The sequence below is a fragment of the Pontibacter deserti genome, from assembly GCF_023630255.1.
Classification (GTDB): Bacteria; Bacteroidota; Bacteroidia; order Cytophagales; family Hymenobacteraceae; genus Pontibacter; species Pontibacter deserti.
In genome coordinates this window covers 2,123,842-2,149,460 of sequence record NZ_JALPRS010000001.1, presented here as the reverse complement: position 1 = coordinate 2,149,460, position 25,619 = coordinate 2,123,842, and the positions used below count along the sequence as shown (strand labels likewise).

The 25,619-nt window shown below is 43.8% G+C and carries 20 protein-coding genes; 7 read left to right on the top strand and 13 right to left on the bottom strand.

Going from position 1 to position 25,619, the window contains the following annotated elements; translation table 11 throughout:
- Positions 1-22 precede the first annotated feature (22 nt).
- From MJ612_RS09355 to MJ612_RS09320, 8 genes are all read right to left on the bottom strand, one after another.
- Positions 23-3,196: a SusC/RagA family TonB-linked outer membrane protein gene (locus tag MJ612_RS09355; RefSeq protein WP_250419109.1), complete on the bottom strand. Its 3,174-nt coding sequence runs from the start codon at positions 3,194-3,196 to the stop codon at positions 23-25.
- Positions 3,197-3,612: 416 nt separating this feature from the next.
- Entirely contained in the window at positions 3,613-4,575 is a 963-nt protein-coding gene (locus MJ612_RS09350) for a calcium/sodium antiporter (protein WP_187033222.1), read from the bottom strand.
- Between the two features lie 119 nt (positions 4,576-4,694).
- On the bottom strand, positions 4,695-5,402 hold the full coding sequence (locus tag MJ612_RS09345; protein ID WP_187033221.1) for a YebC/PmpR family DNA-binding transcriptional regulator: 708 nt from the start codon (positions 5,400-5,402) through the stop codon (positions 4,695-4,697).
- A gap of 76 nt (positions 5,403-5,478) precedes the next feature.
- Positions 5,479-6,120: an ABC transporter ATP-binding protein gene (locus MJ612_RS09340; RefSeq protein WP_187033220.1), complete on the bottom strand. Its 642-nt coding sequence runs from the start codon at positions 6,118-6,120 to the stop codon at positions 5,479-5,481.
- On the bottom strand, positions 6,110-6,901 hold the full coding sequence (gene lpxA / locus MJ612_RS09335; RefSeq protein ID WP_187033219.1) for an acyl-ACP--UDP-N-acetylglucosamine O-acyltransferase: 792 nt from the start codon (positions 6,899-6,901) through the stop codon (positions 6,110-6,112). The genes MJ612_RS09340 and lpxA overlap by 11 nt, the downstream gene beginning before the upstream one ends.
- A complete protein-coding gene (locus MJ612_RS09330) occupies positions 6,898-8,292 on the bottom strand; it encodes a bifunctional UDP-3-O-[3-hydroxymyristoyl] N-acetylglucosamine deacetylase/3-hydroxyacyl-ACP dehydratase (RefSeq protein ID WP_187033218.1) in 1,395 nt (464 codons plus the stop codon). The genes lpxA and MJ612_RS09330 overlap by 4 nt, the downstream gene beginning before the upstream one ends.
- Before the next feature lie 161 nt (positions 8,293-8,453).
- The gene (gene lpxD, locus MJ612_RS09325; RefSeq protein WP_187033217.1) at positions 8,454-9,476 is read right to left on the bottom strand and encodes a UDP-3-O-(3-hydroxymyristoyl)glucosamine N-acyltransferase; all 1,023 of its coding nucleotides are present in this window, start codon (positions 9,474-9,476) and stop codon (positions 8,454-8,456) included.
- A gap of 901 nt (positions 9,477-10,377) precedes the next feature.
- Positions 10,378-11,607 carry an HD domain-containing protein gene (locus MJ612_RS09320; protein ID WP_187033216.1) on the bottom strand — a complete coding sequence of 410 codons (1,230 nt, stop codon included), beginning with the start codon at positions 11,605-11,607 and terminating at the stop codon, positions 10,378-10,380.
- A gap of 198 nt (positions 11,608-11,805) precedes the next feature.
- Here MJ612_RS09320 and porX point away from each other — a divergent pair, with 198 nt between their 5' ends.
- From porX to MJ612_RS09305, 3 genes are read left to right on the top strand one after another with little or no spacing between them, the layout of a single operon-like run.
- Positions 11,806-13,368 carry a T9SS response regulator signal transducer PorX gene (gene porX, locus MJ612_RS09315; RefSeq protein WP_187033215.1) on the top strand — a complete coding sequence of 521 codons (1,563 nt, stop codon included), beginning with the start codon at positions 11,806-11,808 and terminating at the stop codon, positions 13,366-13,368.
- Between the two features lie 28 nt (positions 13,369-13,396).
- Entirely contained in the window at positions 13,397-13,807 is a 411-nt protein-coding gene (gene tsaE / locus MJ612_RS09310; RefSeq protein ID WP_187033214.1) for a tRNA (adenosine(37)-N6)-threonylcarbamoyltransferase complex ATPase subunit type 1 TsaE, read from the top strand.
- 1 nt (position 13,808) lies between these two features.
- The gene (locus tag MJ612_RS09305; RefSeq protein WP_187033213.1) at positions 13,809-15,035 is read left to right on the top strand and encodes an alanine dehydrogenase; all 1,227 of its coding nucleotides are present in this window, start codon (positions 13,809-13,811) and stop codon (positions 15,033-15,035) included.
- 107 nt (positions 15,036-15,142) lie between these two features.
- On the opposite strand, the gene MJ612_RS09300 is transcribed toward MJ612_RS09305, so the two are convergent.
- The 4 genes from MJ612_RS09300 to MJ612_RS09285 all read right to left on the bottom strand — a co-directional run bounded on the left by MJ612_RS09300 (position 15,143) and on the right by MJ612_RS09285 (position 19,725).
- Complete coding sequence (locus MJ612_RS09300; protein WP_250419108.1) at positions 15,143-16,087, bottom strand: flavin reductase family protein; 945 nt, start codon at positions 16,085-16,087, stop codon at positions 15,143-15,145.
- A gap of 121 nt (positions 16,088-16,208) precedes the next feature.
- Positions 16,209-17,480, bottom strand: a complete 1,272-nt coding sequence (gene fahA / locus MJ612_RS09295; RefSeq protein ID WP_187033212.1) for a fumarylacetoacetase — start codon at positions 17,478-17,480, stop codon at positions 16,209-16,211.
- Between the two features lie 865 nt (positions 17,481-18,345).
- A complete protein-coding gene (locus MJ612_RS09290) occupies positions 18,346-18,615 on the bottom strand; it encodes a NifU family protein (RefSeq protein WP_187033211.1) in 270 nt (89 codons plus the stop codon).
- Between the two features lie 6 nt (positions 18,616-18,621).
- The gene (locus tag MJ612_RS09285) at positions 18,622-19,725 is read right to left on the bottom strand and encodes an Mrp/NBP35 family ATP-binding protein (protein WP_187033210.1); all 1,104 of its coding nucleotides are present in this window, start codon (positions 19,723-19,725) and stop codon (positions 18,622-18,624) included.
- Between the two features lie 197 nt (positions 19,726-19,922).
- On the opposite strand from MJ612_RS09285, the gene MJ612_RS09280 reads away from it, so the two are divergent.
- From MJ612_RS09280 to dnaG, 3 genes are all read left to right on the top strand, one after another.
- Positions 19,923-20,423, top strand: a complete 501-nt coding sequence (locus tag MJ612_RS09280) for an META domain-containing protein (protein ID WP_187033209.1) — start codon at positions 19,923-19,925, stop codon at positions 20,421-20,423.
- Between the two features lie 33 nt (positions 20,424-20,456).
- A complete protein-coding gene (locus MJ612_RS09275; RefSeq protein WP_187033208.1) occupies positions 20,457-20,987 on the top strand; it encodes an O-acetyl-ADP-ribose deacetylase in 531 nt (176 codons plus the stop codon).
- Between the two features lie 157 nt (positions 20,988-21,144).
- Complete coding sequence (gene dnaG / locus MJ612_RS09270) at positions 21,145-23,052, top strand: DNA primase (protein ID WP_187033207.1); 1,908 nt, start codon at positions 21,145-21,147, stop codon at positions 23,050-23,052.
- Positions 23,053-23,063: 11 nt separating this feature from the next.
- Here the strand turns inward: dnaG and MJ612_RS09265 are convergent, their stop codons facing one another.
- Positions 23,064-23,987 carry a glycosyltransferase family 2 protein gene (locus MJ612_RS09265; protein WP_187033206.1) on the bottom strand — a complete coding sequence of 308 codons (924 nt, stop codon included), beginning with the start codon at positions 23,985-23,987 and terminating at the stop codon, positions 23,064-23,066.
- Positions 23,988-24,239: 252 nt separating this feature from the next.
- Here MJ612_RS09265 and MJ612_RS09260 point away from each other — a divergent pair, with 252 nt between their 5' ends.
- Positions 24,240-25,484, top strand: coding sequence for a bifunctional 3,4-dihydroxy-2-butanone-4-phosphate synthase/GTP cyclohydrolase II (locus MJ612_RS09260; RefSeq protein ID WP_187033205.1), 1,245 nt, complete (start codon positions 24,240-24,242; stop codon positions 25,482-25,484).
- Positions 25,485-25,619: the final 135 nt, after the last annotated feature.

The following is a 25,619-nucleotide window of genomic DNA, read 5'->3' as shown; positions in this document are numbered from 1 at the left end:
TTTCTTTTGAAGTACTTCTCAACTATAGACCTAAGTTTACACCAACCATAAATGTGCGTGCCTGCGGATAGAAAGCACGGTCAATACCATAGATAGCTCTATCTCCACCTATTTCAGGGTCGTATCCGGTGTATTTGGTAAAAGTGAAGATGTTGTTACCGCTCAAATAGAAGCGTGCCTTCTGGATAGAAATTTTATCAGTAAGCGAAGCAGGTATAGTATAGCCTATTTGCAACGTCTTGATCCTGAAATAATCTCCGTCTTCTAAATAGAAGTCAGAAGGGTTTGAGAAGTTGTTGTTAGGGTCTGAAGTAGAAATTCTTGGGAAGTCATTGGATGTACCTTCACCTGTCCAGCGGCCCAGAGCTTTAGTCTGCCAGTTAGCTGTTGCTATCTCCAGACGGCGTAGTCCCTGGAAGATCTTATGGCCAGTTGCACCTTGTCCGAAGATTAACACGTCGAAGTTTTTCCAATCTGCGTTCAGCGTTAAACCAAAAGTCCAGTCTGGCAGAGGTTTACCTAACACTACACGGTCAGCTTCTGTAATCTGGCCATCGTCGTTTGTATCTACCCAACGGAAATCACCAGGTACTGCATTTGGCTGTATTACGGTTCCGGCAGAGCTTACATAACTCTCCACATCTTCCTGGTTCTGGAAGATACCGTTTGTTTTAAAGCCATAGAAAGAGTAGTATGATTCACCTACAATGTTTCGGTTAAGTGCATATGTAAAGGTCTGTATCCTGGCGGCACCGTCTTCTGTAAACTGTTTGCCACTTTCCAGTGAAAGTATTTCGTTCTTAACATAGCCAGCATTACCACTTATACTGAAGCCAACTTCACCGAACTTTTGATTATAACCTAGTTCCAACTCAATACCTCTGTTCTGCATATCCGCAATGTTAGCCATAGGGTTACCAGTTTGCCCAGCCATGCCAGGTAGCTCCAATGGTCTTAAGATGCCAGAAGTCTTTTTATTGAACCAGTCAAATGTGAAGTTGATGCTATTCAGAACTGTTGTCTCAAAGCCAATGTTAGTCTGGGCTGTTTCTTCCCAGCGTAAGTCAGGGTTAGCAGGAGCATTAGGACTATAACCTATGATATAGCCTTGGTTTAGTGTATTTCCAAAAGTATAATTTCGTCCTGGGCTTACTGTAGCTATAAACCCAAATGGTTTGGTTTGGTCATTACCTACTTCGCCATATGATCCACGAATCTTTAGGAAATCTACTACATTATTCTCTGGCCAGAATTCTTCGTTAGATGCCACCCAACCTAATGAAACTGACGGGAAGTAGCCGTATTGGTAGTTAGAGCCAAAGTTGGATGATCCATCGCGCCGAATAATACCTGTAAAGAGGTATTTTTCTTTGTAATCATATATTACACGGCCGAATAAAGAGCTTACAGTATGGGCTATGTTATCGTAAGCGTATGCTGTAATGTTTGAACTTGGGACTGGTAAGTTAAAGGAGGCATCGTCGAAGCTTATAGCTGGTAAAGCATTGTATGTTAAGCCCATTCCTCCTATTTCTCCATCTTTGTAGGCGCCCTGACCTAATAGAACTGTGAAATTATGATTATTGAGTTCACGTGTGTAGGAGAGTATGTTTTCAATATTATAGTCCATCACCATGTGTCTGTCACGGTTGCGTGCAGTTTGCTGGTTAGTGGTAGATGCATTCAGGTAAAATATTGGCCTAAAGCTTTCGCCGCCCCAGTAAGCTAATTTTCCACCTAATGTTGATCTGAATTTTAAACCCTTTAGTGGCTCAACCTCAGCAAATGCATTACCCACCAGGTTTTCAGACCAGCCATAATTACCTATTTGAGTCTGGATGTAGGCCAATGGGTTTGTCATTTCCTGCATAACTGTGGTTGAAATTCCATAAGGGTAGCCTTGTGGATTTCTTACAACTGGTTGCTTGTTATAAATGCTGTTCGGATCGTTTAGAATAGCAGGATCTGTAATCAGAACAGGGGTGATGGGATCCAAGTTGATAGCTGAGTTTAGAGGACCACCAAACTCAGTGTTTGGGTTAAAGCCGCCCATACCTTTAATATGTGAATAGCCCAAATTCTGGCCAAAAGTAAGCCAGTCTGCTACTTTGTGTGAGGAGTTTAAACGTACGTTGTGGCGCTCAAAGTTTGATATTTCAGATGCTACAATACCCTCTTGGTTTAAGTATCCATAAGAGGCATAATATGTTGATTTGTTGTTACCACCGCTTATGCTAAAGTCATGGTTCTGGATGCGAGCGTCGTCGTTAAAAACGTAATCCTGCCAGTTTGTGCCTTCTCCAAGAGCTTTAGGATCTTCGTAAATAATTGGTCCACCACCTGCTACAGATGCTTCGTTTCTGAGAGTGGCATATTCTGTGGCATTTAAAAGATCAATCTTTCGGGTTGGTGACTGTGTGCCGTAGTAGGCATTATAGTTTAATCGTAAAGAACCCTCTTTTCCTTTTTTGGTAGTTACAAGTATTACGCCGGTAGCACCTCTGGTACCATATATAGCGGCCGATGCAGCATCTTTTAATACCTCAATTGATTCGATATCAGACTGGTTCAGATAATCTATACCTCCAGTTACCGCAACACCATCTACTACATAGAGCGGGTTATTATTATTAAGTGTAGTTATACCTCTAACTCTTACCGTAGATTCGGCGCCAGGTGCTCCAGATGTGGATGCAACAACAACACCCGAAGTTCTGCCTTGTAAGGCTTGCTCCAAACGAGTTATCTGTTGGTTTTCCAGGTCTTTGCTCTTTACGCTGGATATCGCACCTGTTACCACGCTTTTCTTTTGCACGCCATACCCGATCACTACTACTTCTTCCAGAGATTTTGCGTCTGTCTGAAGTGTGATGTTTATAGTTGAGCGACCATCAATAGGCACCTCCTGTGTTATAAACCCGATGTATGATACCACAAGTGTACCACCCGCATCCGGCACATTAAGAGAGAAATTACCATTTATGTCAGTAACGTCTCCTGTAGAAGTACCTTTTAAGGTAACACTTGCACCGATCAGTGGTTCACCGCTTTCGGAGGTAACTTTACCAGTTACTGTTTGGGCATAGCGCTTTTCTTTTTTGAGTCGTACTTTACCGGGATTGTCTGCATAGGCAACCGAGTTAATGCAGGCAACCATGGTAAGACAACCCATAGCTGTGTAGAAGTATTTTCTCATAGGAAAATTTGTTAGATTGATTAAAAACTCAAACTATGGCAATAAACAATGTATAAGATAGAATACAAACTGGAGGTAATGGCATAGATTAGCCAAAAGACTTATACACCTCTGATCCATGTATTAACTAGAATTATGGTTCAACTATATAAGTCTATCTCTATTGTGATATAAGTCTACTTGAAATTAAGCAAAGTGTATAAAAAGTACCCACATCATAGCTACTTTTTAGGTACGTCATAACTACGTCAATTTCTAGTATAATATGATAACATATTGGTATATAGATTATTAAATGTGTGTTGAATGTTTTAAGATCTGAGTACTTGTGGTTAATGAGTTAAAGGAGATATAGCTGGTGTCAAGTATAAATTGCAGATAAATCTAACGATGAGCAGATAGTGCTAATATGTAAATTAACCCCTATTTATCAGGAAGACTATATAGCCAGCGTAAATCAACAGGAAGATGGTGCCGCTAATTCGCCCAATTGCATTTCGTTTCCCCAAAGGCATGGTAAGTATAAGTAGGGTACTGGCAAAAATCATCATTACAATATCGTAGTTGCTTAGCACATTAAAGGGCAGCGGATGTATAATAGCGCTAATACCTAATATCAAGAGCAGGTTAAAAATATTGGAGCCTACCACATTCCCAACCGCAATATCTATACTTCGGCGGTAGGCAGCTGTAGCTGAAGTTACCAGTTCCGGCAACGAGGTACCCACAGCCACCACTGTTAACCCGATAAATGATTCGCTGAACCCTGCAATTTTGGCTATACTTACGGCTCCATCTACCACCCATTTACCACCCAGAAACAAACCTCCGATACCCAAAAGAATATAAATAAGTGCTTTACTGAGCGGCATAACAGAGGACTTCTGTTCTGTTAGAACTTCATCTTTATTTGTTTTGGCTATGTTATAGATGTAGGCCATAAATAGTATAAAGAAAAAGATCAGAATATAGCCATCGCTCCGGCTGATGTACAGCTGCATATGGTCATCAAAAAGTTTAGCGTTGGCCAGGAACCCAACCAATAGGGTTGCTATCAGCGAAAATGGAATTTCGGTAAGTATGGTGTTTCGCTTTATTGGCAAAGGGCAGATGATAGCAGTTACACCCAATATAAGAAGCAGGTTAGCTACATTGCTTCCAAAAATATTACCTATTGCCAGGTCAGGCTGACCTTCTATACTGGATAAAATATTTACTATTAATTCAGGTAAAGAAGTGCCTATCGAAACAATTGTTAAGCCAACCACCATATCAGGAACCTGATACTTTTTAGCAATGGACGTTGCACCTGTAACTAAGGTATCTGCTCCCTTTATGAGCAATACAAAACCAATCACAAACAAGACATAGATTAGCATAGCGGAATCAGGAGAGCCTAGATGAGTAAGTACGGACCTAACCTGAAAAGTGTACTGATAGAAACAACAAAAGCTGCCTTTAGGGCAGCTTTTGCAAGTATACTATAGATGTAATGCTGTTAAGCCATGTTATGGTAAACAGCCTGTACGTCATCGTCTTCTTCAATCTTTTCAACCAGGTTCTCTATCTCTTCTGCCTGCTCGTCGGTTAACTCTGTTCTGGTGTTTGGTATACGCTGCAGTTCAGCGCTTATTACATTCAAGCCTTTTTCTTCCAGGGCTTTCTGCATCTGGCCAAAATCAGCAAAGGCAGTTTCAACTATAATTTCGCCTTCGTGCTCATAAATGTCATCTGCACCAAAATCAATCAGTTCCAGTTCCAGCTCTTCAATATCAACGCCTTCCGGGTTTATTTTAAAAATGCCTCTACGGGTAAATATAAAATCCAGTGAACCTGTTTTGCCAACTGCGCCACCTGCACGCGAAAAGTATACGCGCATATTTGCAATTGTTCGGTTGATGTTGTCAGTAGCGGTTTCTACAAGTATAGCGATGCCATGCGGGCCATAGCCTTCGTACACAACTTCTTCGTAATCTTTTTCTTCTTTAGAAGATGCACGTTTAATGGCAGCTTCCACGCGGTCTTTCGGCATGTTAACGCCTTTAGCGTTTTGCATAGCCGCACGAAGTCTGGCGTTAGTTTCAGGGTTTGGTCCGGCTTCCTTAACGGCCATCACAATCTCTTTACCAAGGCGCGTAAATGCCTTCGACATTTTATCCCAGCGCTTAAACTTGCGGGCTTTTCTAAATTCAAATGCTCTTCCCATGGTGTCTGCTTGTTATAATTGCAAATGTAGAAAGCTTACTTTAAAATTAATAACTACACTGGCAATTTTGAACGGTTTATACGGTACGTTTGGTAGAAACGGTATGGTAATCTGTTATGCGTAAATGCTCTTCGCAAAAGCTATATTCGTGGTGAATATTAGAGCCAACTATAATCAGTCGGTTGGTTTTATTTTGTGTTACATGTTCCTGATACCATGCCACGCCTTCCTGGTCAAGGTTAGTGGTAGGCTCATCCAGCAGTAGTAACTCTGATTCAGAATAAATCGCCAGGCCAAGTTTCAGGCGCTGCTTCATCCCCGAGGAAAAATCCTTAACAAATTTATACTTTGATTTCTGCAGGCCCATCCTGTCGATCAGTTCCAGGTTAGTCAGGTTATGGCGAAGTGGTTTAAACCGGGTATGAAAATCTATCATCTCCAGCAATGTAAATTCTTCTACCAACTCCAGATAGGGGGCAGTAAGCGAAAGGGAAGTATAAATTTTTTCGACGGGTATAATGGTGCCGTTTGAGCTATACTTTATCTCACCTTCGGAGTGCAGGTTGTGCCCTGATATAACAGTAAGAAGAGTGGATTTCCCGGACCCGTTATGCCCAAGTATGGCATAAGCAGTGCCTGACTCAAAAGTATAGGTCAGGTTCCGGAAAATCCACTCGTAATTGTATCGTTTACCTAAATTGCTTAGGTTAATTTGCATCTTTACCGAAGTAGCTCTTAATAATGCCACGACCAGAGTTACGCACAAAGTTTACAATCTCGTCACGCTCTTTGCTCGGAGCCATTTCAAGTTCGATCTTATCCAGTGCTTCTGTTGTGTTATTTCCGCTCATAAACAGGATACGGTATAACTGCTGTACTTCGTTAATTTGCTCGCTTGTAAAACCACGGCGGCGCAACCCGATAGAGTTGATACCAGCATACGTAAGTGGCTCACGGGCTGCTTTTACATAAGGAGGCACATCTTTACGAACCAGTGAACCTCCCGAGATCATGGCATGTGCACCGATCTTTACAAACTGGTGAACTGCACTAGACCCGCCAATAATCGCGAAATCACCCATCTCTACGTGGCCGGCCATCTGCACTGCATTTACTACAATACAGTTATTACCAACAATACAGTCGTGGGCGATGTGCGCGTAAGACATAATCAGGCAGTTGCTGCCAACTACAGTACGCATCTTATCTATAGTGCCACGACTTACTGTTACACACTCACGAATAACAGTGTTATCACCGATAACGGCAGTAGTTTCCTCACCTGCAAATTTAAGGTCCTGCGGAACAGAAGAGATAACAGCACCAGGGAAGATCTTACAGTTCTTACCGATGCGTGCGCCTTCCATAATAGTTACGTTCGGTCCAATCCAGGTCCCTTCACCAATTTCTACGTTTTTGTATATAGTAGAGAATGGCTCTATTACCACATTGTGCGCGATCTTCGCTTCCGGGTGTATGTATGCTAACGGCTGGTTCATGCTTTTTTCTTAACTATACTTGCCGACATTTCTGCTTCCATTACCAGTTGGCCACCTACAAAAGCCTGACCACTCATTTTGGCAATTCCACGTTTGATTGGAGCCAGCAGTTCACATTTAAAGATAATAGTATCTCCCGGAATAACTTTGCGCTTAAAGCGGCATTTATCCACGCCAAGGAAATATGTCCAGTAATCTTCAGGATTCTCTACAGTATTCAGTACCAGGATACCGCCTGTCTGTGCCATTGCTTCGATCTGGATCACGCCCGGTAGTATAGGGTTACCAGGGAAGTGGCCCTGAAAGAACGGCTCGTTCATCGTTATATTTTTCACACCTGTTACTGTTGTCTCATCCAGGTGGATGATCTTATCAATAAGCAGGAATGGGTAGCGATGTGGTAGGGTAGCTGTGATCTGGTTAATATCCATTACAGGTGGCTTCTTTTCGTCGTAAACTGGTACACTCTGTATAGAAGCTTCCTGAATTGCTTTCTTTACTCTTTTCGCAAAACCAATGTTTGCTGCATGACCTGGGCGGGCTGCCAAAATCTGTCCTTTTATAGGTCTGCCGATCAGGGCAAGGTCACCCATCAAATCCAGCAGTTTATGGCGTGCAGGTTCGTTTTTGTAACGAAGCTCCACGTTGTTTAACGTGCCGGTCTCTTTTACCTCAACTTTAGGTTTATTAAGCAGATCTGCCAGTACTGTCAGTTCATCATCGTTCACCACACGGTCAACAATAACGATTGCATTATCCAGGTTACCGCCTTTTATAAGGTTTTGCTTGTGAAGTGCTTCCAGTTCGTGTAAAAAGCAGAAAGTACGGCAAGGCGCGATTTCCTTTTCAAACTGGTTCATGTTGGTAATAGATGCATGCTGGCTGCCTAAAACAGGAGAGTTATAGTCAACCATTACCGTCAGGCGGTAATCATTTAAGGGTAAACCAACTATCTCAACACCACGTGCTTCATCTTTATAAGTGATGCCTTCGGTTAACTCGAAGTAATTGCGTAATGCATTTTGCTCCTGCAAACCAACACTTAACAATGCCTGCACAAACTCGATAGACGAACCATCCATAATTGGAGGCTCAGGGCCATCTAACTGAATGAGTACATTGTCTATTTCCAGGCCTACCAATGCAGCCAAGGTATGCTCTACGGTATTTACTCTGGCTCCATTCTGCTCAATGGTTGTACCACGCGAAAGGTCCACTACATTGTCAACATCGGCTGCTACAATGGGCTGGCCTGGTAAATCAATGCGCTGGAATTTATAGCCATGGTTTGCAGGAGCAGGGTTAAATGTCATGTTCGACACTACGCCTGTATGCAATCCAATACCGGAAACTGTTACCGGAGCTTTTATGGTATGCTGTTTATAGTTCATTTACAAATCTATTCTTATCTGGAGGCTGCATTTAGCAGGTCCTGTGGTCGTTGTTTATAAACTATTGTGTAGCAGCCGACCATTTTACCGCAAACTTAAGATTTTATATTCTGCCTTGCCAGTATTATTTTTTCTGGGAGAAAAGGCTTTACAAAGTATAGTTAATTTTTGTCGCGTAAGGCCTCTAATTCACGCTGCAGTTCAGGTAATTTTCTGAAAACAGTAAGGGCACGTAAATTTTGTTTATAATCAAAAGCAGGAGAACCCTGTATAATTGTACCAGGCTTTTTAATGGTCTTTCCTACACCAGACTGAGCACCAATAGTTGTTTTATCTGCAATAGAAATATGCCCCACAATACCTACCTGACCCGCAATTACACAATAGTTACCAATTTTAGCGGAACCTGAAATACCTGTTTGAGCTGCTATAACTGTATGCTTGCCAATCTCCACGTTATGGGCGATCTGTACCAGGTTATCAATTTTTGTACCCTGACGGATAATAGTAGATCCCATGGTCGCACAATCTATAGTAGCATTGGCGCCAATAGATACATCATCCTCCAACACTACATTCCCAATCTGTGGTACTATTTTATAGGATCCATCTTCCTGCGGGGCAAATCCAAAGCCATCGCTGCCAAGCACAACACCCGCATGTATGGTACAGTTGCTACCAATAACAGTATTTGCGTAAAGTTTTGCTCCTGCAAAAATAGTAGTGTTATCGCCTATGGTTACGTTATCGCCGATGTATGCCTGAGGGAAAATGCGTACATTCTGTCCGATTTTGCAGTTATTACCAATATAAGAGAAGGCGCCACGGTAGTGGTTTTCCCCAATCTCGCCGCCACTGCCGATAAAGCTAGGTTCTTCAACCCCGGTTTTAGAAGCAAGTATTGTAGCCTGGTAATACTGTAAAAGAGTAGAAAAGCTGGTATAAGGATCACTTACGCGGATCAGTGCAGCCGAAACAGGCTTTTTAAGTTCCAGTTTATCAGAAACTATAACTGCGCTGGCGCCGGTAGTATATAAGTATGGTTCGTACTTTGCATTAGCCAAAAAAGCTAAAGCACCTTTCTGGGCTTCTTCAATTTTGGCTAAAGTGCTGACTTTCGCTAAGTTATCCCCTTCGATTTCCCCCTGTAATAGGTCAGCTATCTGTTGAACAGTAAATTCCATGATGTAAAATTATAGCAAAAACTTAAAAACGCTAGTGCTTCCGGGGTGCAAACTTAATAAAAAGTTAACGTGGGAGGGTAGGGTGAGCTATTATATTATCGGAGGTGGTTGGAGTTAAAAGTATAGTTTATGATTTGTCAAATCAAGTTTAAATTCGAAAAGATTCGTTTAAAGCACTCCAGATTATTTTAAGATAGAATCTATCGGTAAGGCCTTATAGCGTGCGCATCTCTTACTAGAGTCTGAACTTATAGCTTCTGCTTTGTCATTTTGATTTCTTATCGCGGGGGTCTTATAAGTTTATTAGTTGAAGCCTATACCTACTCGAACCAAGCTATATTTTCATAGCTACTTTTAATCCTGGGAGCTCTACTTGCCTATCGTTTCATCTTTTGCATTGGTGCCCTCACGGCCGGGAGGCCTCGTCTTCGGGCATCGCGCGGTGCAAATCTCTTTTGCTCCTAACGTCGCAATGCCCTACAGGCACCAGATATTTACAAGGCGCTCCACCCGAAGACTGATATCATTCGATAGTTAATTTTATAGTTTGATGGAGAAGTATAGCTTTTAGCTTTTCTAGTAATGTAGTTCCGTAGGGACAGGTCGCTACCTGTCCGCTCATGGACTCTAACTATAAAACTATATTCTAACTATAGTTGTGGCAGAACTGTCCCCTTGAGGACAAGTGAGAACGGGAGTTCGAAACTTGCGAGCGGAGCTCACAGGGGTGTTAAAATGGCAACTATAGAACTACTACCTAAACTATAGCAGGTGCTAACTAAGCTCCCTCTCCTGCTTTAGTAGAGAGCTAGGTGAAATAAATCAAAACATTAGCAGAGGTTTCGCATGCAGCTAGGTCTAGAACCTGATACATACTCTACATACTAGGAACTAGACTTACTTAATGTGCTACTTCTCTTGGGTAACAAACATAATACTTCTCAACTTTATTGCTGAGTGCCTGTATGTTTGGCAGATCAGATGCATCTGCTGCGTTAACCACGTAACCGGATTTTGTTAAAACGTCAATAGATTGTCCTTCGGCCTGATAAGCGTTGTTGCTGATCTTTCCTGAAATCATCAGGTACTTGATATCCTCCTCAGCTACCTTAAAGCGTTCCTGTATCAGTTCCCCAATTCCTAGCATCATATCTTCATCAATAGTTTTATTAGATATGATCACTTTAAATAGCTTACGGTTTAATATACAACCCGACAAGTAAGACAAGATGTTATCTTCATGAGAAGCCCATTGTTTTATGCCACTCCAGATATCATGATCGTCTAAGCTAACAAAACGCTCCAGTATACTTGGGTCCTGCTGAAAATCCTGAATGGTCAGATCTGAGGCCAGGAAAAACTTGAGGCAAGGGCTGGCTGGTACTTCTATACCTTGCTGCAGCAACTGGCGGGCTCGTTGAACAGCACGTAAAACCATATTTTCTGCACTGATAACAGTCTTGTGCAGGTATACCTGCCAGTACATCAGGCGTCGGCTTACCAGAAAGTTCTCAATACTATAAATTGCTTTTTCTTCTACAACCAGTTTGTCGTTGGCTACATCCAGCATTTTTATGATGCGGTCAGCCCCAATCTTGCCTTCGTATACACCGGTATAAAAACTGTCGCGGTTCAGGTAATCCAGGCGGTCTACGTCTAATTGGCTCGAAACAAGCTGGTGAAAGAACCTGCGTTCGTAGTTATCTGTAAATATATCTATCGCCAGGCTCAATCTTCCGCCAAATTCTTCGTTAAGCAAGTGCATAATATGCAGCGAGAGGTGCTCGTGGTGCACTTCCTTGAAAATAGCGGTTTCTAAGGCATGCGAGAAAGGGCCGTGGCCGATATCGTGCAGCAGTATGGCAATTAAAGAAGCTTCAAATTCCTTATCAGAAATTTCGTTATTTTTACTTTTTAATGTCTGTAAGGCAGTGTTCATCAGGTGCATGGCACCTAAGGCATGGTGGAAACGGGTATGTAATGCACCCGGGTAAACCATCTCTGTAAGGCCAAGTTGCTTAATACGGCGGAGGCGCTGAAAGTACGGATGGTCAATAATATCGAACAAGAGCTCAGACGGAACTGTTATAAAGCCGTATACCGGGTCGTTGAAGATTTTTTTCTTGTTCACCAGAACGAAGTATTTAATTGTTGGATGGTTAAATTGTTGTGTTTAAAGAAATTAACTTCTTTTTCGTAACTTTCTGTCACACATACTCTTACTGCACAATATTTCGTAAGTAGTAACAGGTCCTATACTTTTAAGTGCTGTTACGTGCTTATAACAATTTAACAACGAAGCAGTTTAGCAATTTATCTAAATAAAACTATGCAAAGATATACTATTTTGTGGGCCGATGATGAGATTGACCTGCTCAAGCCACATATTCTGTTCCTGGAAGATAAAGGTTACGACATAACTCCTGTTAACAGTGGTGCCGATGCCATTGATAAAGTACAGGAGCAACCTTTTGATGTGGTTTTCCTGGATGAAAATATGCCAGGTATAAGTGGCCTGGAAGCCCTGAACGAAATAAAAACGATTCGCCCGGCCATGCCCGTGATCATGATCACGAAGAGCGAGGAAGAGCATATTATGGAAGAGGCGATAGGTGCCAAAATCACTGATTACCTGATCAAGCCCCTTAACCCGAACCAGATCCTTCTATCTGTTAAAAAAGCCCTCGAAAATAAACGACTGGTATCAGAAAGAACGAACCAAAGTTATCAGCGCGACTTCCGCCAGTTGGGTATGGCTTTTGGAGAGCGTTTGAGCCCTAACGAGTGGGCCGATATCTACAAAAAACTAACGTACTGGGAGCTGGAGATAGACGAGACTGAAAACAAAAGTATGGCCGATGTGATAAACATGCAGAAGGATGAGGCAAACTCAAACTTCGCCAGGTTTATCATGGATAATTATGAAGACTGGATAAATAAAGAGAGCGATGATGCGCCATTAATGTCTCACCAGATATTTAAAGAACGTGTTTTCCCGATGATGAAAGAGTCGGACAGGCCAGTATACTTCGTACTGATTGATAACCTGCGTTACGACCAATGGAAAGTGCTGGAGCCGATCATAAACGATTACTTTACAGTGGACTCAGAAGAAATGTATTATTCTATACTTCCGACCACTACTGCTTATGCCCGTAATGCTATCTTCTCTGGAATGCTGCCAACCGAGATCGCTAAAAAATACCCGAACCTATGGGTTAGCGACGATGAGGATGAAGGCAAAAACCTGAACGAACCTGAATTTCTGGATATCCAGTTTCAGCAGAACCGGGTAACAGACAAGCATAGCTACCACAAAATAACAAACGTAGCCGCAGGTAAAGACTTACTTGGCAAGTTCAGTAACCTGGATAACAACAAGCTGAATGTGATCGTGTATAACTTCGTGGACATGCTGTCGCATGCCCGAACTGATAGTAATATGGTGCGCGAACTGGCCCCGGACGAATCAGCTTACCGTTCCATAACAAAATCATGGTTCCTGCACTCACCGCTGTTTGATACACTAAAAATGATCGCCGAGAAAAAAGGCCGCCTAATCATAACCACTGACCACGGTACAATCCGTGTTAAAAGGCCATTTAAGATCATTGGAGACCGACAGACCAATACAAACCTGCGTTACAAACACGGCAAGAACCTGGGTTACACTGATAAAGATGTGTTTACAGTACGCAAGCCGGAGCGATTTTTCTTGCCTAAAGCCAATGTTTCTACTACGTTTGTGTTTGCAATAGAAGATTACTTTTTTGCATACCCAAACAACTATAACTACTACGTGAACTACTACAAAGACACATTCCAGCACGGAGGGGTGTCGTTGGAGGAGTGCATAATACCGTTTGTCACGCTTACACCTAAAAATGTATAACACTGGCATAGAAAAAGCTCAATTTCAGATGACTTCGCTAGACGATCTGCCAACGGCAGCGGCTATGCTGCTGGATGCCGCCAGCGAAGTACCTGTTATTCTGTTTGAAGGCCCGATGGGTGCAGGCAAAACCACTTTAATAAAAGAGTTTTGCCGCCAGATAGGCGTACAGGAAAATGTGAGCAGCCCGACTTTTGCCCTGGTAAACGAATACGAAACGGATTCTGGGAAACTAATTTATCATTTTGATTTTTATAGGATAAGCGATGAACGTGAGGCGCTGAACATTGGGGCCTTGGAATACTTCGATTCTGGTCATATTTGCCTGATCGAGTGGCCTTCCCTGATCCCCAATCTGTTGCCGGAGCATTATCTGCTTGTAACCCTGCAACCTGAGGTTAGCAGCGAGGTGCGTACCATGACGATAAATGAGGTGTGATATGACGGAGCGATTCGCCGTAGAAATTGGAAAAATAGCAGCCGGACAGGCACTTTACCCAAAAGAGTCGATGCTGGCCGTGGAAGAGCGTAAACGCAACCTATTTATAGGTATACCTAAAGAATCGTCTTTTCAGGAGAACCGCATAGGGCTTACACCAGATGCTGTAAAACAACTTACAGATCACGGCCATACCATCTGGATTGAAGCAGGGGCCGGAAGTCCTTCAAAATACTCTGATAACGAATTCTCAGAGGCTGGCGCCAAAGTTGTTTACTCTACCAAAGAAGTATACGATGCCGATATTATACTTAAAGTAGCGCCACCTACCTACGACGAAATAGAATACCTGCGACCTGGTCAGACACTTATTTCTGCCCTGCAGTTTGGTAGCTTAACAGCAGATTACATTAATGCGCTGCTGCGTAAAAAAATTAATGCTATTTCTTTTGAGTTGCTCCGTGATAAATCTGATTCGAAACCTGTCGTACGGGCTATGAGCGAGATTGCCGGTAGCACTGTAATGCTAATTGCAGCGGAATACCTGAGCATTAGCAACGAAGGGCGCGGCATTATACTTGGCGGAATAACAGGTGTGCCTCCAAGCAAGGTAGTTATACTTGGTGCCGGCACCGTTGCCGAATATGCAGCCCGTGCAGCTTTGGGTTTAGGAGCAGAAGTAAAGGTGTTTGATAACCATATTTATAAGCTTCGCCGGTTAAAGCATAATGTGGGTACACAATTATTTACCTCTACATTAGATAAGACAGTACTATACCATGAGATAAAGCAGGCTGATGTGGTAATTGGCGCTTTGGTGGCTGAGGATGGTCGCATGCCATGTATGGTGGAGGAAAGTGTAGTAGCTCAAATGAACCCAGGTTCTGTGATCATTGATGTATGCATCGACCATGGAGGCTGTTTTCATACTTCTGAATTGACATCACATAGTCGCCCGATCTACCGTAAGTATGATATTATTCACTACTGCGTTCCTAATATACCTTCCCGGGTACCACGCACAGCTACTTCAGCACTAAGCAATATCTTTACCCCAATCTTAACTGAAATATCTAAGTATGGCGGTGTAAGCGAGGTGCTGTTTACGAATGAGCATTACCGTAGCGGCGTTTATATTTACAAAGGCAGTTTAACAAATGCCCAAATTGCAAAACGTTTTGGTATGCGTTATAAAGAGCTTGGTTTGATGATTGCAGTACGTAACTAGGACACAGGACGTAAGATATAAGATTAAAGACAAAACTATAAAGTATAAAACCCGCCTTGGCGGGTTTTATACTTTATAGGGAAATTGAAAGTTTTTTTCTCTGGGTCCTATGTCAAATGTATATGTTGGGTCATCAGTAGCACCTTCCAGGCTTCCTGCACCTGGTTATCTTCTAAAAGTTTCTTGCCCAGCATCTCAAGCTCCTGACGAAGTATAGCTGGTTCGTTTTTATACTTGTTTAAAGTATAAGCAACAATAGGTACAGCTTTAAATGCCTCAACTTCAGCATGTGTAGGTATCGTTTCTGAGTTACCAAGCCGGGCCAGGTTATTACCGGTAAGTATAGCGCTGTTCCGGATATGCTCCGGTAACATATCTATGCCAATACCTTTATTCTTAACCGGTTTCGGGAGTTCGAAGATGCAGTCGCCGTTGGCACGCAGGTAATAATCTCCACCCATACGGGCTACACCATCCAGCTTGTAAGGGTCTATTTTTCCGTTTTCATCAAGTATGGCTTCGTTAATGTGCATCAGCAGCACTTCGCAAATCACCAGGTTACCGGCACCGCCTTCCGGCCCTAAACTGATCACATCATTTACCTTGCATTCAAACGAAACTGGTGCTTCCTTCACACGTGGCGGAGCTATTAATACAGATGCTTCGGGAGTTAAGCCTGACTTCACGAACTCATTTATGCCACGGTCATACTCCGTGCTTGCCAGCGACATCTGTTCTACAATTTCATAGTTGGCGATATTGATCACCACTTCCTTTGTTACCATTACATTCTCCAGTGTATGCTTGCTGGTATTGTCGCGCACGCGGCGGGCTGGAGAAAAAACAAGTATAGGCGGCTTGGCACTGAACACGTTAAAAAAGCTGAAGGGGCTCAGGTTTACGTTTCCCTCCAGGTCGGTGGTACTGGCAAAGGCAATGGGGCGTGGGGCAATAGCACCTAACAACAGGGCATGTACTTCAGCAGTTTTAACGTCCTGCGGATCTATGGTTTTGTAAGCCATCTGGTAAAGTTTTCGAGATGCTAATGGCATCTATGGTTGGTTCTGCTAATATACGGTTAAACAGGTAAGCGGGCAAAATCGCTGTAAACTATAAAACCACTGCCCGGGCAGTGGTTTTATAGTTTACATGTAAAGTCTAAGAAATGCGGTATTACAAGGCAGGAAGTACTTTGCCTTTCACTTCACCAAAACCTATACGGATACCATTCTTCTCGCTAAAGCCACGCATGATTACGGTGTCGTAATCGTTGATGAATTTGCGTTCGGTGCCGTCTGCTAATTGTATAGGTTGTGTACCACGCCAGGTAAGTTCCAGCATCGATCCATAAGAGCCTTTGTCTGCGCCACTTATAGTTCCGGAAGCATACATATCACCAATCTGGATGTTACAGCCGTTGCTGCTTTGGTGTGCCAGCTGCTGGTTCATGTTCCAGTACATGTACTTAAAGTTGGAATGGCAGATGCTGGTCTCTTTACCTCCTTCCGGTTGTATCAGCACTTCAAGGTTAATGTCGTAGTTGTGGTTACCCGAAAACTCCAGGTAAGGCAGTGGCCTCGGATCCTGAACAGGGCCTTTCACTTTGAATGGCTCCAGCGCATCTAGGGTAACTACCCAGGGAGAAATGGAAGAGGCAAAACTCTTAGCCAGGAATGGCCCCAGTGGCACATATTCCCAGGTTTGCATGTCCCTGGCCGACCAGTCGTTGAAAAGCACTAAACCAAAAATATAGTTATCTGCTTCGTTCGGAGTTATACTTTCGCCAAGTTTGGTTTCTTTACCGGTAATAAATGCAACTTCCAGTTCAAAGTCCAGCAGGCGGGTAGGGCCAAAAGTTGGAGCATCAGCATCAGGAGCCTTGGTCTGGCCGTTTGGTCTGCGTATATCTGTGCCCGATACAACAATAGAGGAGGCACGACCATGATACCCAATCGGGATGTGTTTCCAGTTTGGCAACAATGCATTTTTAGGGTCACGGAACATGGTGCCCACATTTGTTGCATGCTCAATGCTGGAATAAAAATCGGTGTAGTTTCCTACTTTTACCGGCATCAGCATACGTGCCTGGCTCTGTTTTACCAGGCACTTATCTATCAGGTCGCTGCTTCGGCTAATCTCATCGTTATCATTGCGAAGTAAGGCAGACACACGGTTGCGAACCGCGCGCCAGGTTGGCTTACCTAAGGCAATAAAATCGTTCAGGTAAGGCCTGTGAAATACATTCGGGTCAATGTCGATCAGCTCAAAAAAGTTAAGCCTTGCCACTGCCAGCAGATCCAGTACATAGTCGCCAATGGCAACGCCCACGCGTGGGTCTCTGTCGTCGGTTTCAAAAATACCGAATGGGAGGTTTTGTATCGGGAAATCGCTGTTCGGCGCAATCTCTATCCATGAATGCAGGGATGGGTCGTTGGCTTTTAACATAGTGCTGTGTAGTAAGAATAGGTAGGCAAATATAGTTATTTTGATACGGATGAGAAAGTTGATTGTTAATTTGTCATTTCGAGTGTTGCGAGAAATCTATTTCAGCTTATAGTTACTGCCTGTACTTTTTGAAACAAACTATACTTTTATAGCTACTTCTAATCTTGGGAGTTCTACAAACCTATCGTTTCATTTCCAGCTTTGGTGCGCTCACCACCGCGAGGCCTCGTCTTTGGGCATCGCGCTGCTGATTTGAAGCTGCTCTCGCTTAAGCTCGAGCTGCCTTCGGCACCGCAACAAATCAAAGGCGCTCAACCCAAAGACTGTGATCAGTTCGATAGCTACTGCTTAAGCTATAATTTGAAATAGTATTGTTGCATCGTTTTTTCAGCAATGTAATTCCGTAGGAACAGGTCGTGACTTGTCCGTTCATGGACTGTAACTATAAAACTATACTCGCAATTATAGCTTAGTAGAAAGTCCCCCTTTGAAGGGGGCAGGGGGATGTTATTACAGTAACTACAGCACCCATATTTCTCCCGCTGGTCGAAATGACAAATTAAGCAGTTAAAGCTCCCTCTCCAGTTTTTAGGAGAGGGTTGGGGTGAGGTAAAGGCGCAGGCAAGGGTTAGTGCAGCGGCAAATATGAAACTACAGTCCAGACGCTCGTAGGAGCTGCGCACGCTACGAGGTCTTATTAAACTCCTTCCCCTGTTCTGGGGGTAGGGGCCCTCTTTAAAAGGGGAAGGTCGGGAAGGGGTAAACCCTGTTAATCCATTAATCCTGAAAATCCTGGTTCAGACAAAAAAACAGCCCTGGCTTATTTAAGCCAAGGCTGCACAAAGTATAACAACGTTATTTATTTTTATCCGCCTATCGGAGTAAGATTTACAGCTTCAACGGCTTTAATCTCAGGAATTGCCCGTAGAACTGATTGCTCTACACCAGCTTTCAGCGTCATGGTAGACATAGGGCAGGAGCCGCAGGCGCCCAGCAATTCCAGTCGCAACACCATATCTTCAGTTACTTCCAGCACTTTTACGTTGCCGCCATCTGCCTCCAGGTATGGTCTGATCTGGTCTAATGCACTCTCTATGCGGAGCAGGAAGTTTTCGTCTACGTTAATGGCTGCCATATATCGTTAGCTTTTAATTTCTACAGGTTGTGTTTTGCCTATGGTTGCATTACGAACAGATACCTGTTGTGCTACAGCCTGGGCTAACTCTTTGAAAACACCGGAAGCAGGAGAATCGTTCTGTAAAACCACAGGAGTTCCGGCGTCGCCGCTCTCACGTATGCTTTGTACGATCGGAATCTGACCTAAAAGCGGCACTTCGTATTTATCAGCCAGGTCTTTACCGCCACCTTGCCCGAAGATGTAGTATTTATTTTCAGGAAGTTCTGCAGGCGTAAAGTAAGCCATATTCTCTACCACACCTAATACAGGTACGTTAATCTGTGGCTGACGGAACATCTGCAAACCTTTCATGGCATCGGCTAAGGCAACTTTTTGTGGCGTAGTAACTATAACTGCACCTGTTACCGGTAAAGCCTGCACCATTGTCAGGTGTATATCAGAGGTTCCTGGTGGAAGATCGATCAGCAGGTAATCCAGGTCACCCCAGTCCACATCTGAAATAAACTGCTTCAGGGCAGAGCTTGCCATTGGGCCACGCCAGATTACAGCGCCATCAGCCGGAGTTAAAAAGCCAATAGACATCATTTTAATGCCATACTTCTCAACCGGAACAATATAGTTCTTTCCGTGGTCGCCCTGGATCATGCGCGGGCGCTCTTCTTCTACGCCAAACATAGTTGGCACCGAAGGACCATAAATATCCGCATCTATCAGACCAACCTTTGCACCAGACTGCGCCAGGCCAATAGCCAGGTTTGTTGTAACCGTAGATTTACCCACGCCACCTTTACCAGATGCTACTGCAATAATGTTTTTAACACCACCAACTACGGCAGCATTATCGGTGCGGGCAGTAGTAACGCGGGAGGTCATGTTAACCGTAACGGTTGCATCCTTATCAACCATGGTATGGATGGCACGTTCGCAGGCGTTCCGGATCAGGTCCTTTAAAGGGCAGGCAGGCGTAGTAAGTATAACCGTGAAGCTTACATTCTTGCCATCTACCTGTACGTCCTCCACCATGTTAAGCGTAACCAGGTCTTTGCCCAGATCCGGTTCCTCCACATAGCTAAGGGCTTTTAATATATCTTCTTTTGTAATAGCCATAATCGTATTTAAAGCCAGCGCTTAATTATGCTGCAAAGATACAAACAAAATTATTCTGATGCAGGCTCTATTCCTATAGTAAACAGGGCAGGAGCTACTTAGTTTAGCAAGTTTAAAAAGGTATATACAATTCTTTCTGCAACCATCGTTAGGAGAAAAAGCTCTTGAGAATAAAAGAGTTAACATGCTACCTTACTATGAAAACAGATCACACCTTACTTTTTCTGCAACTGCTGGGCCTGCTTCTCAGCATTATGGTCATTAATTCCTGTTTAAATCTGGAAGAAAATAAATCAGACAGACCTGGTATACTTCCCGGAAAATGGGAGTTACTCCGCATAGAAGATCCTTATAAAACCGTTGTGCCACCCACCGATGTAATTCATGTTCAGATTGCATTTGCTCCGGAGAGTTTTTCCAGCAATCAGCTTAAGAGTGGCAGCAATACAGTGACCGGTAATATCTTATCAGGCAGCTTTACCGGAACAGCCTCTTTTAATACCAAAGATGAAGATGGTTACCTGGATGTGGGGCCCTTACAGGTAACTGAAGATGTGCTGCTGGACAACTATAAGCAATTTGATGAATATTACCTGCAACAGCTTACCCGTGCTACCGAATTCCGGGTGGAGAGGAAAAAGCTTGTTATAAAGTCGAAAGATGAAGCAGAACTGATTTATACCTGGGTTGGCAATTAAAAGCTATACTTGCGTACACTAGCTAAAAGCAACATGGACAACACCAGACTGGAAGTTATACTTGGCGATATTACCAAAATAAAATCCGATGCTATAGTTAATGCAGCCAACAGCAGCCTGTTAGGTGGCGGCGGCGTGGATGGCGCCATACACCGGGCTGGCGGGCCTGCCATACTGGAAGAATGTAAAGCCATACGGGCTAGGCAAGGCGAATGCCCCACCGGCGAGGCAGTAATAACAACAGCAGGAAACCTGCCTGCAAAGTATGTAATACACACAGTAGGGCCAGTGTGGCATGGTGGTAATGATGGGGAGCCGGAGCTACTGGCCAACTGCTATAAAAGCAGCCTCCACCTCGCCGATGCAAATAAACTGACAAGTATAGCCTTTCCAAATATCAGCACGGGCGTGTATGGTTATCCCAAAGACAAAGCTGCTGCCGTAGCCGTGCAGGCTGTTAAGAACTACTTCGACGAAAATACTGATTCCATAATAGACCAGGTACTGTTCGTGTGCTTCGATGAAGAAAACTATAAACTATACCAGACTTTGGTGAGTAGCTGAGTAGGTAATTTGAAGATGTGGAAATGTGGAAATTTGGAGATGAGGCAATGAGAAGAAGTATAGAATTTTATTTCTACAAAAACCTGCTCATCTGGTAATATTGTAAATCCTGATTCAGACAAATCCTTATCTTTGTTGTTCCGCAAAGTGTAGTACCATGTCCCTTATTCCAAAAGAAACCGTTGATCAGATAATTCTCCAGGCCGATATAGTAGAGGTAGTGGGGGATTATGTTTCTCTGAAGAAAAAAGGGCAGAACATGTGGGCCTGCTGCCCCTTTCACCACGAAAAGTCTCCTTCTTTTTCTGTTTCGCCGGCTAAAGGCATTTACAAGTGCTTTGGCTGCGGCAAGGCCGGTAATTCAGTGCAGTTTATTATGGATGTGGAAGGTGCCAGCTTTCCGGAGGCCCTGAAGCACCTGGCCAAAAAGTATGGCATTGAAGTACCGGAAGAAGAAACAAATGAATATAGCCACGAGCAAAGCGAGCGCGACAGCTTATTTATAGTTTCGGAGTTTGCCAACAAGCACTACCAGCACAGGCTTTTTAACCACGAAGAAGGAAGTATAGGCCAGTCGTACCTGAAGCAACGGGGCATGAGCGCGGCAACTATAAAGAAGTTTGAGCTGGGCTATAGTTTAGAAGCTTGGTCTGATTTAACAGATGCTGCCTTAAAAGAGGGGTACAAGCAAAAATATTTAGAAGCTACCGGGCTAACTATAGTTAAGGAAGACAAACGCTACGACAGGTTCAGAGCACGTGTCATGTTCCCGATCCATAACGTGTCGGGGAGGGTGGTAGGTTTTGGTGCCCGTACGCTTAAGTCCAACGACAAGAAAAGTCCGAAGTATCTTAACTCACCTGAGTCTGAAATCTACCATAAAAGCAATGTGCTGTATGGTTTGTTTCAGGCGAAGCAGGCCATGCGCATGCAAGACATGTGCTACCTGGTGGAAGGTTACCTGGATGTAATTTCGCTGCACCAGGGTGGTATAGAGAATGTGGTGGCCTCGTCGGGTACATCGCTTACCGAAGGGCAGATAAAGCTGATTGCGCGCTATACACATAACATTACAGTGCTGTATGATGGCGATGCGGCAGGTATAAAAGCCTCGTTGCGTGGTATAGATCTTATACTTGAGCAGGGCCTTAACGTGCAGGTGGTTACTTTCCCGGAAGGTGAGGACCCGGACTCTTATATCCAAAAAGTAGGCGATACGGCTTTCAAGGCTTATGTAAAAGATAATGCCCAGGATTTTATCTCCTACAAGTCTAGCCTGTTCGCCGAGGAAGCCAAAGGCAACCCTATAAAGAAAGCTGAAGCGATACGTGAGATCGTAACAACTATCGCCAAGATCCCGGATTCGATAAAGCGTACTGTATTCTTCCAGAGCACCAGCCTGATATTCGATATCGATGAGCAGGTACTGATATCAGAGTACAACAAAATACACCTGCAGGACCGCCAGCAACAGCAAAAAGCTGGGAACCAGGACACCTATACACCACAACCAATTGTTCCGGAGCCGGAAGAGGAAGCCTCGGATGCGGATGTGCTGAAGCGTTATGAGCGCGAGATTGTGCGCATGATCCTGCACTACCCGGACCAGGAACTGGAAGATGGCATTACCACCAGCCAATACATGCTGGACCAGCTCGATGATATTGAGTTTGTAACTCCGCTGTATGTCCAGATCATCGGGATAGTAAAAGACAGCCTGAGTAACGGTAACCTGCCAACTGCCCAAGACTTTATTACTTACCCGAACGAAGCGATCCGGACAGAAGCTGTTTCACTTTTATCAGAGCCTTACGAGCTGAGTCATAACTGGGCAACCCACCAGGTATTTGTACCTACCGAAACCGACTTACTACCTTATGGTGCCGAACGCGCCGTACTGCGCCTGAAATGGAGAAACGCCGAAATCCTGCTGAAAAAGGAAAGAGAAAAGCTCCGCTTGGTTACTGATCCACAGGAGGTAGATCGGGTGCTGAACCTGATCATCACGCTTAATACCTACTATAAAGAGCTCGGCAACCTGCTGGGTATAGTTGTGAACAGATAAGCTAAAGTTCGCTATTTCCTCAAGACTGCTCTTTTTAACCTGCTAAGCATAAAAGCAGCCTTCAGCTTCCGTTTTATACTTCCAAGGGGGTTGTAAAGTATAGCCAGCCCCAGGTGCTTCAGAAGTTTCTTGCCCAAACTTTGGCGGGAGTAAACAAGTCCTTCAGCCTGCAGCAGGTGAATCTCTGCGAGTAGTTTTCTTAGTTTATACTTGTCAGGTAGTTTTACCCCGCTTTTCTCACGTCGCTTAATAGCATTTTCTATAGCAGCCAGTTTATAGTCGCGGGAGCGGATATAGTTATCAAAACCTTGTGAAATTCCGCTTTTGCTGATGCGGTAAAAATATAGCGGCTTGTTTACAAACACCACATCTCCAACTTCTTCCAGTTTGTAATAGATGTCCTTGTCTACAGCCAGCTTAAAATATGGATCTATACCTGTGGTAAGGTCGTAAAACCGCCTCTTAAAAGATGCTAAATGAGAAATACTGTCCTCAAGCAGATCAGAAAACTGCACTTGTTTTATAGTCGGCTCAACTTCAATAGGATTTAAATCGGCATCGCAGTTATAATGTGTAGAGTAAATAAGACTGGCAGCAGGGTATTGAACGTGAGCTGCAGTTAGTTCTTCTAAGGCAGTAGGAGTTAAAGCATCGTCGGCATCAAGTATAAATACCAGTTCTCCTGTACATTCTTTCACACCAACTCTCTTGGCATTGCCCACCCCTTCATTTTTAAGTAAGCGTATCAGTTTATAATTTGTTTTATCAGCAACAGTAGCCAGGTAAGTATCTACTATTGCTAAAGAGTTATCGGTTGAACAATCATCCACCACCACTGCTTCCCAGTTGCGGTAGGTTTGCTGCTCTATAGATTGTAATGCCTGCTTTATAAAAGCGGAGTTATTGTAATTGGCAACTATAACAGAGCATCTCATGGGCAGAAGTATAAATAGCAGAGGTGATAACAACTAAGCCGCATAAAAATAATCAACTTAATCTTTATAGAAGGTCTTTTACTTTCTACCTTTGTTCAGTTTTCCGATTTTCTGCTGATACTAGCTATATCTGTAGGGTTATGGTATTGAACAATGCCTTTAGTTTTATAGTTATGATAAGTAGAAGCAATAAGTTTTCTAAAAGCAGGGCCTAAGGCAAACATTATCAGTTCTTATGCCTCAAAACATTTTATGGAGAATACAAACCAAGAAACTATAAAACTCGACTCGATCGAGGATGCCATCGAAGATATCCGCCAAGGTAAAGTAATTATTGTGGTGGACGACGACGATCGTGAGAACGAAGGCGATTTTATCTGTGCTGCCGAGATGGTAACACCAGAGATCATTAACTTTATGGCTACCCATGGCCGCGGCCTGATCTGTGCACCGCTTACCGAAGAGCGCTGCGAAGAGCTGGGTCTTGAGCTGATGGTTGGCCGCAATACCGCGCTGCACGCTACACCGTTTACGGTATCTGTTGATTTGATCGGGCATGGCTGTACTACAGGTATATCGGCATCCGACAGAGCAAAGACCATACAGGCACTTGTTGACCCCAACACAGATCCGCATTCGCTTGGTAAGCCAGGGCACATTTTTCCGTTAAAAGCGAAGAAAGAAGGGGTTTTACGTCGTGCCGGCCATACCGAAGCAGCTGTAGACCTGGCTCGTTTAGCCGGACTTGCGCCTGCCGGTGTACTTATCGAAATCATGAACGAAGATGGTACAATGGCCCGCCTGCCGGACTTGGTTCACGTTGCTAAGCGTTTTAACCTGAAGCTGGTTTCAATAAAAGACCTGATCGCCTACCGCCTAAAAAAGGAAAGCCTGATAGACCGCGAAATTGCAGTACAGTTGCCAACCGATTTCGGTGATTTTGATCTGTATGCGTTTACGCAGCGCAGCAACGGAGCCAAGCACCTGGCACTTGTAAAAGGTACCTGGGCAGAAGACGAGCCTGTGTTGGTGCGTGTGCATTCGTCTTGCGTAACCGGTGATATTTTCGGATCCTGCCGTTGTGATTGCGGCCCGCAGCTACATGAGGCCATGCGAATGATCGAGCGCGAAGGCAAAGGCGTGATTGTATATATGAACCAGGAAGGCCGTGGCATTGGGCTTATCAATAAATTAAAAGCCTATAAACTACAAGAGCAAGGGCTGGATACAGTAGAAGCTAACCTGGAACTAGGCTTTGGCATGGATGAGCGTGATTATGGTGTAGGTGCACAAATTCTGCGGGATCTGGGCGTTACCAAAATGAAACTTATCTCTAACAACCCTAAAAAGCGTACCGGACTGATCGGTTATGGTTTAGAAGTTGTGGGCAATGTTCCTATCGAAATTGCACCGAATCCGCATAACAAAAAGTACCTGGCTACCAAGCGCGACAAGCTGGGCCACGAGATACTGAAAAGTGCAACTATAAATAAATAAACAATTTCCTGCGAAGGGATTGCAGATGAAGCCAGTGCAGCAATGCACTGGCTTTTGTTTTTAGTATGTTACCTAAATAATTCTATCTGTTTTTAGAAAAGGTATACTTTGAGGGTCTCTTCTGTTGTTATTTAA